This is a genomic window from Micromonospora sp. NPDC051141, from assembly GCF_044455765.1.
Taxonomy (GTDB): Bacteria; Actinomycetota; Actinomycetes; order Mycobacteriales; family Micromonosporaceae; genus Micromonospora.
Genome location: NZ_JBITFD010000008.1, coordinates 22,323 through 35,396, shown reverse-complemented (window position 1 = coordinate 35,396; position 13,074 = coordinate 22,323). Strand labels below are relative to the sequence as shown.

Annotated in this window: 13 protein-coding genes; 4 read left to right on the top strand and 9 right to left on the bottom strand. The window is 70.8% G+C overall.

The window, feature by feature from the left end; all coding sequences use genetic code 11:
• Positions 1–72 precede the first annotated feature (72 nt).
• Positions 73–648, top strand: a complete 576-nt coding sequence (locus ACIA6B_RS16805; protein WP_396774596.1) for a HEAT repeat domain-containing protein — start codon at positions 73–75, stop codon at positions 646–648.
• 28 nt (positions 649–676) lie between these two features.
• Here the strand turns inward: ACIA6B_RS16805 and ACIA6B_RS16800 are convergent, their stop codons facing one another.
• The gene (locus ACIA6B_RS16800; protein ID WP_396774208.1) at positions 677–1,282 is read right to left on the bottom strand and encodes a class I SAM-dependent DNA methyltransferase; all 606 of its coding nucleotides are present in this window, start codon (positions 1,280–1,282) and stop codon (positions 677–679) included.
• 80 nt (positions 1,283–1,362) lie between these two features.
• On the opposite strand from ACIA6B_RS16800, the gene ACIA6B_RS16795 reads away from it, so the two are divergent.
• A complete protein-coding gene (locus tag ACIA6B_RS16795; protein WP_396774206.1) occupies positions 1,363–1,968 on the top strand; it encodes a YdeI family protein in 606 nt (201 codons plus the stop codon).
• A gap of 56 nt (positions 1,969–2,024) precedes the next feature.
• Positions 2,025–2,432 carry a nitroreductase family deazaflavin-dependent oxidoreductase gene (locus ACIA6B_RS16790; RefSeq protein WP_396774204.1) on the top strand — a complete coding sequence of 136 codons (408 nt, stop codon included), beginning with the start codon at positions 2,025–2,027 and terminating at the stop codon, positions 2,430–2,432.
• A gap of 85 nt (positions 2,433–2,517) precedes the next feature.
• Here ACIA6B_RS16790 and ACIA6B_RS16785 read toward each other — a convergent pair whose 3' ends face one another.
• From ACIA6B_RS16785 to ACIA6B_RS16755, 7 genes are all read right to left on the bottom strand, one after another.
• Positions 2,518–2,718 (bottom strand): hypothetical protein, encoded by a 201-nt coding sequence (locus ACIA6B_RS16785; RefSeq protein WP_396774203.1) that lies wholly within the window; start codon positions 2,716–2,718, stop codon positions 2,518–2,520.
• Positions 2,691–3,296, bottom strand: a complete 606-nt coding sequence (locus tag ACIA6B_RS16780) for an NUDIX domain-containing protein (RefSeq protein ID WP_396774201.1) — start codon at positions 3,294–3,296, stop codon at positions 2,691–2,693. Before ACIA6B_RS16780 ends, ACIA6B_RS16785 begins: the two co-directional genes overlap by 28 nt.
• Complete coding sequence (locus ACIA6B_RS16775; protein ID WP_396774199.1) at positions 3,281–3,469, bottom strand: hypothetical protein; 189 nt, start codon at positions 3,467–3,469, stop codon at positions 3,281–3,283. The genes ACIA6B_RS16780 and ACIA6B_RS16775 overlap by 16 nt, the downstream gene beginning before the upstream one ends.
• Positions 3,466–3,684: a hypothetical protein gene (locus ACIA6B_RS16770; RefSeq protein WP_396774197.1), complete on the bottom strand. Its 219-nt coding sequence runs from the start codon at positions 3,682–3,684 to the stop codon at positions 3,466–3,468. The genes ACIA6B_RS16775 and ACIA6B_RS16770 overlap by 4 nt, the downstream gene beginning before the upstream one ends.
• Positions 3,685–4,245: 561 nt before the next feature.
• Positions 4,246–5,436, bottom strand: a complete 1,191-nt coding sequence (locus tag ACIA6B_RS16765) for a helix-turn-helix domain-containing protein (RefSeq protein WP_396774195.1) — start codon at positions 5,434–5,436, stop codon at positions 4,246–4,248.
• A 176-nt stretch (positions 5,437–5,612) separates the two neighbouring features.
• Positions 5,613–6,242: a hypothetical protein gene (locus ACIA6B_RS16760; protein ID WP_396774193.1), complete on the bottom strand. Its 630-nt coding sequence runs from the start codon at positions 6,240–6,242 to the stop codon at positions 5,613–5,615.
• 320 nt (positions 6,243–6,562) lie between these two features.
• Positions 6,563–8,374: an acyl-CoA dehydrogenase gene (locus tag ACIA6B_RS16755; RefSeq protein ID WP_396774191.1), complete on the bottom strand. Its 1,812-nt coding sequence runs from the start codon at positions 8,372–8,374 to the stop codon at positions 6,563–6,565.
• A gap of 241 nt (positions 8,375–8,615) precedes the next feature.
• Here ACIA6B_RS16755 and ACIA6B_RS16750 point away from each other — a divergent pair, with 241 nt between their 5' ends.
• Complete coding sequence (locus tag ACIA6B_RS16750) at positions 8,616–9,830, top strand: hypothetical protein (RefSeq protein WP_396774189.1); 1,215 nt, start codon at positions 8,616–8,618, stop codon at positions 9,828–9,830.
• Here the strand turns inward: ACIA6B_RS16750 and ACIA6B_RS16745 are convergent.
• Complete coding sequence (locus ACIA6B_RS16745; RefSeq protein ID WP_396774595.1) at positions 9,818–13,063, bottom strand: BTAD domain-containing putative transcriptional regulator; 3,246 nt, start codon at positions 13,061–13,063, stop codon at positions 9,818–9,820. The genes ACIA6B_RS16750 and ACIA6B_RS16745 overlap by 13 nt on opposite strands.
• Positions 13,064–13,074: the final 11 nt, after the last annotated feature.

The window sequence follows — 13,074 nt, the reverse complement described above, 5'->3', positions numbered from 1 at the left end:
CGTCCGCGTGACGCTGGCCGATCTGCTCCGCATCGCCGACGGCGACCCGGACGACGACCCCGACCGCCGGACCTGAAGCGGCTACGTGCGGCGGCGGCCGATCCCGACCCGGTGATCCGGCGGACCGCGCTCGGCGCGCTGCCGGCGGTGCACCTCGACCCGGGGGCGTTCGCGCTGGTCGTCACCGCGCTGCGCGACCCGGACGCCTGGGTCCGGGAGCACGCCGTGCTGCTGCTCGCCTGGTCGGCCCCGTCGGAGGTGGTCGACCATCTGGTCGAGTTGACGTCGGACCCGGCCTGGCCGGTCCGTACCGTGCTGGGCGAGGCGATCGGCCGCCGCGCCGCGGACTCCGACCGCGTCCCGGTGGCGGCAGCCGCGCTGGGCGTGCTCCTCGACGATCCGGAGCCCTCGGTACGCGCCGGGGCGGTGCGCGGCCTCGGCCTGCTCGGCGTGCCGCCGGACGCGCTGCGGTCCCGGGTCGACGATCCGGACTGGTGGGTGCGGGCGGCCGTCGCCGGCGTCCTCGCCGCCGCGCTGCGACGCTGGCCACCGGCCCGGCCGCTGCTCACGCACCTGAGCCAGGACACCGACCCGACCGTACGGGCGACGGCGTCGGCGGCGCTCCGGAACCACGAGCCGACGTCCTGACTGCGGGGCGGCGCGTCGGTCGGGTGGCTCAGCCGGCGGCGACCGCCGCGATGGCGGCGTGCGGCCGGCGGTCGGCGTCACCGGGCCGGTGCAGGCGCTCCACCTCGGTGAAGCCGGCCCGGACCAGCCGCTCGGCGAACGCGTCGACCGGCCAGCGGTAGGCGGTGACGACCTTGTGGTCGAACGCCGCCACCTCGTCGCCGACGAAGATCCCGAGGACCACGGTCGCGCCCGGCGCGGTCACCCGGCGGAATTCGGCGAGCACCCGGTCCAGGTCGGGCGGGGGCAGGTGGATCACCGAACCCCAGGCCAGGATGCCGTCGACCCGCCGGTCGGCGACCGGAAGATCCGCCATCGACCCGAGCAGGTAGCGGCCGGTCGGATGGGCGGTCCGCGCGTGGGCGATGAACTCGCCGACGATGTCGACCCCGGTCGCGTCGGCGCCGTGGGCGCGGAGGAAGTCGGTGAGATGGCCGGGCCCGCAGCCCAGGTCGAGCACCGGGCCGGACCGGCCGGTCAGGTGCCGCCGGAGGAACGCGAGGTCGTCGGCGTGCACCTGACCGCTCGTGCCGAACAACGCGATGTAGCGGTCCGCCATGGTCGCGTACGCCCGGCGGACCTGTTCGGTCGTCATGCGCCGACCCTACGGCCCCGGGCCGCGCCAGGACGTCGGCGGTGATCTCGGGTGTCATACCGAGGGGTTAGCCTTCCGTCATGCCGGGCATCGAGCTGGAAGAGTTGGTCGTCGCGGACGCCGAGGCGCTGCGGACGTGGTTGTCGGCCCACCATGCCACCTCGCCCGGCGTCTGGCTCGCCCTGACCCGCAAGGGCGGCACCGTCACCACGCTGACCTGGCAGCAGGCGGTCGACGAGGCGCTGTGCTTCGGCTGGATCGACGGGCAGGCCCGCAAACGCGATCAGGAGAGCTCCTGGATCCGGTTCACCCCGCGCCGGCCCCGCAGCATCTGGTCCCGGCGCAACGTCGAGCACGTGGCCCGGCTGGAGGCGGCGGGGCGGATGCAGCCGGCGGGCCGGGCCGCGGTGGAGGCCGCGAAGGCGGACGGGCGCTGGGCCGCCGCCTACGCCCCGCCCTCGGAGGCCGAGGTGCCGGCCGACCTGCTCGCCGCCGTCGCCGCCGAGCCGGCCGCACAGGCCATGTTCGACGTCCTCACCAGCGCCAACCGGTTCGCGCTCATCCACCGGCTCAACGCGGTCAAACGGGCTGAGACCCGGGAGCGGAAGATCCGCGAGTTCGTCGCCATGCTGGCCCGCCACGAGACGCCCCATCCCCAGAAGGCCAAGCCGCCGACCAAGTCCTGACCGGGGGCTTCTGCTCGGGTACTGTTCGAGGACCGGTTGGGCGGGTGAGGACGGACATGAGCGACTGGAATGACAAGATCATCTCTGAGTTCCGGGCCAACGGCGGCAAGGTGGGCGGCCAGTTCGCCGGCGCCCCACTGCTGCTGTTGCACACCGTCGGCGCCAGGAGCGGCCAGCCCCGGGTGAACCCGATGATGTACCAGAAGCTCGACGGCGGCTACGCGGTGTTCGCGTCCAAGGCCGGCGCGCCCACCAACCCCGACTGGTACCACAACCTGCTCGCCCAGCCACGGGTCCGGGCGGAGATCGGCACGGACACGGTCGAGTTGGTCGCCCGGGCCGCCGAGGGGGACGAGCGGGAACGGATCTGGAGCGCGCAGAAGGCCGCGTATCCGGGCTTCGCCGACTACGAGCGCAAAACCACCCGCGAGATCCCCGTCGTCGTGCTGGAACCCGCGCCGTAGGCGCTGGGCCGCGCGCTGAGGACGCCGGGGCGCCGTCCGACACGGATGGCGCCCCGGTCACTGGACAGGGACAGAGACGGTCGGCTCAGGCGTCGGCGGCGACCGCCAGGTTGAACCGGTCGAGCGCCTCCTTCTTCTCCGGTGGGAGGTCGTCGATGTTGATCGGCTCGTCGGCGTTCGTGTCGCCATGCAGGTTGTTGCCCGCCACCAGGGCATTGACGATGGCGTCCGCCTGCTCGGTCGTGAAACCCGCGTCGGTCAGGATGTGCGTCGGAAGCTCAGCCATGCGTGGGCAGTACCCCGAGCCCGGCGTCTTCTATCGCGTCCCACGGCGTTTCCGGGGTCTGGGGTACCCCTATCCCTCCGGGACGCGGTAGCTGCCGCCACGGTGGCCTGCTCCAGCATCGCCCGCCGGCCGTCGATCACTGACGTCAGTCGAACAACCGGCCGACGAGGGCGCTGACCGGATTGCAGGACGTGCGCCGCCCGCAACGGAATCCAGAAGCACTCGAACCGGGTGGGCCCCCGCTCGCCGTCGTGGTCCTCCCGGCTCGCCCACCGCTCGGGCGTCGCCTCGTGCAGCGCCAACTCGAAGACGTGCCGACGCTGGATCTCGAAGCGAAGCGGGCTGATGTCGTACTCGATCACCCCCAGCTCGCGCACGACGGTGAAGTCCCGCAGTCCAGTTTCCTCGCGGGCCTCCCGAAGCGCGGCGTCCGCCGGGGCCTCCCCCGCGCGGACGCTGCCGCCCGGCACCTGGATGCCCACCTCCTCGTAGCTGAAGTCGGTGTGCCGGAATACGAGCAACCGCCCCTCCCGCACCACGTAGCAAAGCGCCTTGGTGACCATCATTTTCTGGGCCATGGCGCCACCCTCCTTCCGTCCACCCTGGGCCGTTCGTTACGCAGGTGCCCCAGCTTGTGCTGCCGCACCTGCTCGTCCCACACCGCCTGGTCGTAGTCCGGGTCCGGCGGAATCCACCGGTGCGACCCGTCGCTGTAGTGGAACTTCTCGTCGCCCGCCCGCAACACGCTCACCGCAGCCACCCCAGGAACCGCCGGTGCAACGCCCCCGCCGGCGCCCAACCCAGATCCGCCGTCGCGCGCACCAACTGCGCCCCCAGGTACATCGCCAGCGAGACCGACGCGCCCTCGTACTCGGCCCGCAGCTCCCGCCGCCGCTCCGCGCACGGCCACGGCGCGTCGCACCCGCCGCACGTCCAGGCCGGCAGCACCGGCCCGTGCGCGCTCACCCCATGCCGCCTTCCACCGGGGGTACGGAGTCAGCGGCGTCCGCGACACCCGTTCCCGCAACGTTCACCGGTCCTCCCGCGCTGGCCAGTGACCACGATTGATCGGTATCCGGTGGCGGTTCCGGCACGGCAACTCTCCGCCACAACGACACACACATCTCCACTTCCGCCATGACCAGGTCGGCCGATGGCGACGGACAAGTCCCGGTGCCACCGCGAGCAGGTAACTCTCATAGGGCAAGAGGGGGCGGCGCACGGAGCGCTCGGCGTCCCCGACCGTGCGAGTCCTGCCATCCGGGGTCAGTGGGACAGGCTGGGGCTGATCCGATCGGGCCAGGGCAAGGAGCCGCCGCTTGGCGGCCTCCCACTCGGCGGCCTGGATCTCCTGGCCCCTGTCACTTCCGGTTTGGCCCCTCCAACCACCCAATACCACCTCCGCCTGCAGGGGCACGGCGACCATTCCTTACAGGTTGTGGTGACGCCGCGCCCGGCCCGAGCGAAGCAGCCGCATCGCCCGAAACGGACATTAGAAGCCGAAGGTAGTGCGGTAATTACTTCCAGTTATAGAGCCACGGTGATGCCGAGCCGCCCAGCCAGCAGACGAAGTTCGTTGGGCACGGCCCGGAGCTTGGCCCGCTGCGCCATCGCGGCGACGGCATCCTGGGCGATCGGGTTGAGTGAGAACGGCACCGGCGCGGCCTGCTCGGCGCGGATGAAGGCCGCAAGCGCTTCAGCGTCCCGGCGCCCGGAGTCGGCCAGTGCACGCCCGAGGTCGAGCCAGTACGACATCTGTCGGATCGATGCCGCGAGGACCTGGGGCCGTACGGTTCGGGACAGCTCGATGACCCGGCCCGGCTCTCCCGACTCGCCCGCGATGGACATCTCCCACAGCGCCACGTTGGTCGGCCCGAACCCGCAGCCGTTGAAACCCATCCCGTCCTCGGGGTCCCCCAGAGTGGCGGCCTCCCGAGCCGCCTCGGTCAAGTGATCACGGGCGACGTCCAGTCGACCGCTCACTGTCGAGGCCAGCGCCGCCGACAGGTGTAGCTGGCCGAGCATCTGCCGGACCCGCTCGTCACCGGAGGCGGACTGGAGTTCCGCCAGCGAGCGATCAGCCGCCCGGGCCGCCAGCGACGCCGACTCGACGGGCAGGCTCTGCGCGTACGCGAAGCGGGACGCGCCCAGCCACGCCGCCTCCTCCACGTCCTCGGCGGCTGACACAGCGACCCGCGCCGCGTTCAACGCCAAATGCCGATACCCGAGATGCCGTAGGCAGGCCGACGCCTGGTACGCCACCTGAACGAGTTCCGGCCCTCCCCGCGCGGCGGCCTCCACCAGCAGTTCCGGCAGCAACTGGGCCATGGCCGGAAAGTTCGAACGGTGTCGGAGTTGCTCGCTACGCGCGATGCCAGCGGTCAACTCCTCCGGGCTGCGGGTTGATGACCGCCGCTCGCCATCCTCGATCTCGATGAGCGCGGACCAGATCGCCGGCACGCGCTCGGCTGCGCGCTCTCGGGCCGGATCACCGGCCTCGGTGCCCTGACCGAGAAGATCCGCGACCGTCACCTGCAACGCGGCAGCGACCGCGACCAGGGTGGACCGTCGGTCGATCGACTTGCGACCGGACTCGACCTGCGAGATGTATGGCTGACTGACCCCGGCAAGCCCGGCGAGGACGGCCTGACTCATCCCGCCACGGCGCATTCGCCAGTAGCGGATCCGGGCTCCGATCGTGTCAGCCTTCCTGGCCATGTGTCACCTGCCTCCCAGGATGAGGGGCTGAAATCTGGCAGCTATTCAGTCGATGCCGACGTGCCGCCTTCAAGGACCGTACACCACCTGGAGCCGGCAAACGGCGGACGGCTCCCACGTTCGATAGCTTGGCGAACACCGCACATCGGCTGAGCGACGAATGTCGGAACTACGCATCATTGGAGGTCGAGCAGGTGCGCAAGCTTCGTCGGAGAACTCGTGTACGCAACATTGGCGATTGCAGACAGATCTTTCTGGGTCGCGGCCAGACTTGAGGAAGAACTGTAGAAGACCACCCGGGTCTGGTCCCCCTGATTCCGCAAATGCCGCACCAAGTCCAGTCCTGCTCGGGGGTTGTAGGTGCCACCTTCAGCCCGCCCCATGTCCGAGACGATCACGGCAACTGGACCGTCCGAGCTGAGTGTCTGGAGGGCCAACGGCGTCGAATCTGCCTGAATCACGTTATAACCTGCTTCCTCCACCCGCGCTCGTTCGAAGACGTTCGCATCCGGTCGATCGTCGACCCAGAGAACTTTCCTCGGCAGGGAAGGCACCGATTCCCGCTCCGGCGAGGAGTTCGCCGCGTTCTCGAGCTGATTCACCCGGTCCTGAAGATCCGTTATCAACTTCTGGATCTCTTCCGAGACCCGCTGCATGGTGACTCGATTTCCAGCGACTTCAATCTCGACCGAGTGGCTGTCCTTGAAGATTCGACGAACGAGCGGCAGGAGTGCGAATACTACGACTGCGGTGACGATCGGCCACAGCAAGGCAGCAACAGCTTCGATCAACTCTACCAATTGCACGACTTCCCCGAGATTTCCGTACCCCTGACTGACCGAGAAGCCAGCCTAACGCGGACACATCGACAACGTCGATGAAGAATGCTTGCGCGGAATGTCGCATAGCTGACGCAGTACGTTGCTCATCCTCGGCCAGCGAGTGTTCAGGCCGACTGTTGGGGGAGGGGATGCCGGTAGAAGACTTGCGTGCGAGCGATATGACACCAGGTCATGAATATGACAGGACGGTATATCGCTCTCCACCCCAAGTCCTCGGGGGAAACGTCACGCAATGTGACACCGAAACTGGGAGCATCCGGACCGGCACCATACCCGCCGGCGAGTCAGAACCAGCTCTCCCGCATGTCCAGTGTGGTGCGGTCCAGGCTCTCCAGCAGGTCGAACTGCGCGACCACCTTCGGCAGCTCCCACCGGAAGAAGTACCGCGCCGCCGCCCGCTTCCCGGCGAAGAACTCCCCCTCCGGCGACCCCAACGCCTCCACCGCCAGCACCTGCTCCAGCCACATCCAGGCGATCACCACGTGCCCGACCGCCTCCAGATAGACCGAGGCGTTCGCCAGCGCCAACTCCGGGTCGCCCGTCGCCCACAGCCGCCGGGTCACCACCGCGATCCGGTCCAGCGCCGTCGCGAGCCGCCCGGCCATCTCGGCGGCGGTTCCGTCCGCCTTCCAGGCCCGGTTCACCGTGGCGCGCATGGTCTCCAGCAGCAGTTCCAGCGCCGCGCCGTCGCGCATGGTGACCTTGCGGCCGAGCAGGTCGAGCGCCTGGATACCGTGGGTGCCCTCGTGGATGGCGTTGAGCCGGTTGTCCCGCCAGTGCTGCTCGACGTCGTAGTCGCGGGTGTAGCCGTAGCCGCCGTGCACCTGGATGGCGAGGTCGTTCGCGGCCAGGCACCACTGCGACGGCCAGCTCTTGGCGATCGGGGTGAGCAGTTCCAGCAGCAGGTGCGCCCGCTCCCGGCCCGCCCCGTCGGGCGCGGTCTTCTCCTCGTCGAGCAGCCGTCCGCAGTAGAGGACCAGCGCGAGCGCGCCCTCCACGTAGCTCTTCTGGGCCAGCAGCATCCGGCGTACGTCGGGGTGGGCGACGATCGGCACCTGCGGCGCGGTGGGGTCCTTGTCGGCGACCGGCCGACCCTGCGGCCGTTGCCGGGCGTACGCGACGGACTTCAGGTAACCGGTGTAGCCGAGTGCGGTGGCGCCGGCCCCGATACCGATGCGCGCCTCGTTCATCATGTGGAACATCAGCGCCAGCCCTCGGTGCGGCTGCCCGACCAGATAGCCGACCGCCCCGGCCCGCCCGTACGGGCGGTGCACGCCCTCACCGAAGTTGAGCAGCGTGTTGGTGGTGCCCCGGTAGCCGAGCTTGTGGTTGAGCCCGACCAGCACCACGTCGTTGCGCGGGCCGAGCGAGCCGTCGTCGTCGAGCAGCACCTTCGGCACGATGAACAGCGACAGGCCCTTCACGCCGGGCGGCCCGCCGGGAATGCGGGCGAGCACCAGGTGGACGATGTTCTCGACGAGTTCGTGGTCCCCGGCGGAGATCCACATCTTGGTGCCGGTGAGCCGGTAGGTGCCGTCGTCCTGCGGCTCCGCGCGGGTGGTGAGGTCGGCCAGCGAGCTGCCGGCCTGCGGCTCGGACAGGCACATGGTGCCGAAGAACCGGCCCTCCACCATCGGCCGGACCCAGGTGTCGACCTGTTCCGGACTGGCGTGGGCGAGCAGCAGGTTGGCGTTGCCGAGCGTGAGGAACGGGTACGCGGAGGTGCCCACGTTGGCGGCCTGGAACCAGGCAAACGCGGCGGCGGCCACCGCGTGCGGGAGCTGCATGCCGCCGACCGACTCGTCCAGGGTGGCGGCGAACAGCCCGGTCTCGGCGAACGCGTCCAGTGCGGCCTTGACCTGCGGGATGGTGCGCACGTGCCCGCCCTCGACGGTGGGTTCGGCGGTGTCGGCGGCGCGGTTGTGCGGGGCGAACCGTTCGGCGGCGACCCGCGCGGCGAGGTCGAGCACCGCGTCGAACGTCTCCCGGGAGTGCTCGGCGTAGCGGGGCCGCTCGGTCAGCCGGGTCACGTCCAGCCAGTCGTGCAGCAGGAACGCCAGGTCGCGGCGGGACAACAGCAGGTCGGACGAGGACACGAGCGACTCCTTCCGGTCAGCCGCGCGCAATCCGGCGACGGCCTCCCGCAGGTCATCCTGGCCGATCCGGGCCGGCCGCGCACCCTCCGCCGCCTCGCGTCGCGGTGCCCGCCGAGTACGGGATCGGTCCTGGAAGCGTCGCGTCAGCCTGCCGTCAGCAGGCTGAGCGAGTCTCTGAGCAACCGCCCGGGCCAAGGAACCGGGCAGGTCCTCGGACCCCTCGGCGATTGGATCATCACTGGTGAAGAACCCCTCCTCCACGGCAGCGGCCCTCTGCGTCACGGCCGCTCTGACCACATCCGCGCTGCTGGGCGCCGCACCCGCCCTGGGCGCGGAGTCGGGACCAGACCTGCCACCGGCTCTCGCCCCGCTGACCGCCCAGTACCAGACGGCCGCGTGCGATCCCGCCGGTCCCACCACGAGCGACGGGACGCTCGCCACCCAACTGAACACGCGGCTGAACGCGGACATGCGGGGCTACCTGACGGCGTACCGCGTGTCCTGCGCGCGGGAGGTGGTCGAGGCGGTGCGGGCCCGGGGGTTGGCGTCGCGCGCGGCGGTCATCGCGATCACCACCGTGATCGTCGAGACCCACCTGCAGAACATCAGTGAGGAGGTGGACCACACCAGCCTCGGCCTGTTCCAGCAGCAGGAGTGGTGGGGCACCCGGGCCGAGCGGCTCAACCCGGCCTCGGCCACGAACGCCTTCCTCGACGCGATGGTGCGGAAGTATCCCAACGGCAGTTGGGCCAGCGCCCCGATCGGCGAGGTCTGCCAGGCGGTGCAGGTGTCGGCCTATCCCGACCGCTACCAGGTCCAGGCGCCGGACGCGCAGATCATCGTCGATGCGCTCTGGGACGCCGCCGGCCCTCGCACCGAGGACGTGCCGATCTCGGGTGACTGGAACGGCGACGGCATCGACACCGTCGGCGTCTTCCGACCCAGCAACTCCACCTTCTACCTCCGCGACACCAACAGCGGCGACGCCACCCGCATCTTCAAATTCGGCCACGGCCCCTCCGGCGACCAACCCATCGCCGGCGACTGGAACAACAACGGCTACGACTCCGTCGGCGTCTTCCGCCCCACCACCTCCACCTGGTACCTCACCAACGGCACCACCACCAACACCAACGACACCAACTACGAATTCAAATTCGGCCACGGCCCCTCCGGCGACCAACCCATCGCCGGCGACTGGAACAACGACGGCAAAGACACCGTCGGCGTCTTCCGCCCCAGCAACTCCACCTGGTACCTCACCAACGGCACCACCACCACCGACCACGAATTCATCTTCGGCCACGGTCCCTCCGGCGACATCGCCGTACCCGGCCGATGGAACCTCAACGCCAACACCACCCCCGGCGTCCGCCGCCCCAGCAACAACACCGTCTACCTCCGCAACACCAACAACGGCGGCCCCGTAGACACCCAATTCATCTACGGCATCTGACCACCACACCCACCACGGCGGGACCCGGACACCACCGGATCCCGCCGTGGCGGCGGTGGGGTCAACCGCGCCTCGATCGCGCCGCACTCGCGCTCCCGGTCCGGAAGGAACGTCGTCCCGAGCAGGTCCCGGACAGCCGCGCAGTGCTGCCGGGCGGTCTCCGGCTCACCCTGGCGGATCGCCACCTTCGCCCGCACGATGAGGGCATCGCTGTGCAGCGCCCGGTAGGCGTTGCGCGAGGCGATGAGGACGGCGTCCTCAGCGGTCCGACCGGCCTCCTCGGCGGCGCCCTCAAGCAGGGCGGCCTCGGCGAGGCCGATGGCCGCCTGGCACTCGAAGTACTGGAAGCCCCGGTTCCGGCTGATCGACAGGCTCTCGGTGAACCGGGCACGGGCGTCATCGACAGCCCGGCTCCCCAACAGCGCGAAGCCCAGCGTGTTGAGGGTGGCCGCCTCGGCCCGCAGGTTGCGCAACTTCCGGGCCAGCCGCAGGGCCTCGGCGGCGTTGTGCACGGCCGACACCCACTCGTGCAACTGTCGGTCGAGCTGGCTCAGCTCGTCGAGCACCGACAGCTCACGCAGTGTCGACCCGGTACGACGGTAGTAGTCGAGTGCGGTCTCGAAGTGGGCGCGTGCGGGTTCGAAGTCCTCCATCTGTCGCAGGACCATCGCCAGGTTGTGCCGGTTGGCCATCGCCGACGGATGGCGCGCCGACCGCTCGTTCAACTGCTGAGCCGCCGTCAGGTAACCGGCCGCCTCGGCGAGCTGCCCCCGTTCGTGGCACAGGGTGCCCAGGTCGTTCAGTGTCACCGCCCGAACGTGGTGGAACCCGGGGCCGTCCCCCAGGGTCAGTGCCCGCTGGTAGAGCTCCTGCGCCTCGTCCGGGTGCCCCAGCTCGGCCTGCACGAGCCCGAGGTTGTGCGACAGGTACGCCTCGCCGACGAGCCAGCCACTTGCGCGGGCGGCCTCGATACCCCGGCGGTAGGCATCGGCGGCCAGGTGGTGCTTCCCGGCCGCCCAGTGCGCCTGCCCGATGGTCTGGTGCATGGCGGCCTGAGCCAGCACGTTGCCCGCGGCCTCCGCGGCGGCGAGCCCGGCCGACCCGGTCGCGAGCCAGGCGAGCACGTCCCCCGAGACGAAGAAGTAGCCGCGGAGCTGGTCGGCGAGTTGCCAGGACCGTGCGCCGTGCCCGTCAGCCGCGGCGGCCCCGACCGCGGCGAAGAGGTTCGCCGCCTCCTGGCTGAGCCACACCGTCGCGGCGTCGAGGTCGGGAAACGGGTTCCCGGTCGGGTCGACATCGATCGGCAGCCGCACCATGTCGGCATAGAGCAGATCCATCGCCGATGCGGTTCGCGTCAGATACCAGGTGTAGAGCCGGCCCAGGGCCGTGGCGCGGTCGACGGACGTCTCGCGGGTCTCGCCGGCTCGCAGCGCGTAGAGGCGCAGCAGGTCGTGGTACCGGTAGCGGCCCGTACCGCCTGGCTGGAGCAGATTCTCCGCGACAAGCTGCTCCAGCGTCGTCCGCACACCGCGCGGCTCCGCGCCGAGCAGCGCGGCGACCGCCGCGGCCGAGAAGTCCTCACCGGGAATCAGCGCGGCGGCGTGAAAGACCTCGGCCGCCGCGGCCGGCAGTGCGCGGCAACTGATGGCGAAGCTGCTCGTCACGGTACGGTCGCCGAGGCTGAGTCGGGCGAGCCGCAGCCGCTCGTCGGTCAGGCCCTGGAGCACCTCGGCGACCGTACTCCCCGGTCCGCCGGCCAACCGGCCCGCCATCAGCCGCACCGCGATCGGCAGTCGGCCGCACGCGTCGACCAGGGCCTCGGCGTCCCCGCGTTCGGTGTCGACCCGGGCCGCACCGAGCTTGATCCGCAGCAGGTCCAGCGCCTCGTCCGAGGTGAACACCGGCAGGAGCGTCGTGGCGGCGCCGTCCAACTCCTCACACTGGTTACGGCTGGTGACCAGGACCGCGCTTCCGCCCGGACCTGGCAGCAGCAGGCGGATCTGGGCGGCGTTGTGCGCGTTGTCGAGCACGATCAGCACCCGTCGGTCGGCGAGCACGCTGCGGTAGAGCGCGGCGGCCTCGTCCTCGTCACCGGGGATGGCACGCGCCTCGACCCCGAGGGCCTTCAGCAGTCGGGCGAGCCCGTACGCGACCGGGACCGGCCGGTCGTCGCCACCGCGGAGGTCGATGTAGAGCTGCCCGTCCGGGAAGTCCCGCCGGAGTCCCCAGGCCGCCTTCAGGGCGAGGCTGGTCTTGCCGACGCCGGCCATGCCGGAGATGACGCGGACGACGGGTGAACCGTGCTCCGGATAGCGGAACGCGCGTTCGATCTCGCGCAGCTCCCGGGCGCGTCCGCAGAAGTCCACGGGTGGCGCCGGCACCTGCTGCGGCGTGACGGCACCACGGAGGTCCGCCGGCCTACCCGCGCCCCGCTCCCCCGGCCCGCCGATCACGGCCTGCCGCGCCTCGATCAACTCGCGGCCGGGGTCGACGCCCAGTTCCTCGGCGAGCCGCTGGCGGACATTCTCGAAGGCTTCGATCGCGGCGGCCTGCTGACCCGAGGCGGCGAGCGCGACGACCAGCCGCGCGTGCAACGACTCGTGCCACGGGAACCGCCCCGCCAGCCGGCGCAGGAGCGGGAGGACCTGCCGCTGCCGGTGCACCACCTCCCCGAGCGCCGCCAGGCGCACGGCCGCCTCCACGCGCTCCTCGGCCAGCGCCGTGATCAGTGGATCACCGGCGAGTTCCGGCACGTCCTGGACGGCGTCGTCGCCGCGCCACATGTCCAACGCGTCGAGGAGCAGCTCGAAGGCGCGCCCGGCGGGCAGGGCCGGCGCGCCCGCGTCGAGAAGACGGGACCGATAGGCCACCAGGTCGAGTCGCCCGGCATCGGCCCGCAGTTGGTACCCGCCCGAGCCGAGGATCACCGACGGTGGCTGGTCCGGGTGCGGTGTCGGCTCCAGCAGGCGACGGATGCGACTGACGTGGGTCTGCACCACGTTGGCAGCCGACGCCGGAGGCGTGTCCCCCCACAGGAGATGGATGAGCTCCGCGCGGCTCACGGGGCGGCCGGGGGTCAGCGCGAGGCGGGCCAACACGACACGGTGCCGTCCGGTCCGGAGGTCGGTGGGCTGACCGTTCCGGGTGACCAGCAGCGGCCCCAGCACAGAGATCCGGGCCGGGCCGGTCGCCTCCGGTCGCGCCCGCTGCGGCGGCCGGACCAGTTGCGTCATCCGCACGCGGT

Bases quoted from the DNA above. Each gene is read 5' to 3' on its own strand.
- ACIA6B_RS16800 (WP_396774208.1), bottom strand. From the start codon at position 1,282: ATGACGACCGAACAGGTCCGCCGGGCGTACGCGACCATGGCGGACCGC.
- ACIA6B_RS16795 (WP_396774206.1), top strand. From the start codon at position 1,363: ATGCCGGGCATCGAGCTGGAAGAGTTGGTCGTCGCGGACGCCGAGGCG.
- ACIA6B_RS16790 (WP_396774204.1), top strand. From the start codon at position 2,025: ATGAGCGACTGGAATGACAAGATCATCTCTGAGTTCCGGGCCAACGGC.
- ACIA6B_RS16785 (WP_396774203.1), bottom strand. From the start codon at position 2,718: ATGGCTGAGCTTCCGACGCACATCCTGACCGACGCGGGTTTCACGACC.
- ACIA6B_RS16780 (WP_396774201.1), bottom strand. From the start codon at position 3,296: ATGGCCCAGAAAATGATGGTCACCAAGGCGCTTTGCTACGTGGTGCGG.
- ACIA6B_RS16765 (WP_396774195.1), bottom strand. From the start codon at position 5,436: ATGGCCAGGAAGGCTGACACGATCGGAGCCCGGATCCGCTACTGGCGA.
- ACIA6B_RS16745 (WP_396774595.1), bottom strand. From the start codon at position 13,063: ATGACGCAACTGGTCCGGCCGCCGCAGCGGGCGCGACCGGAGGCGACC.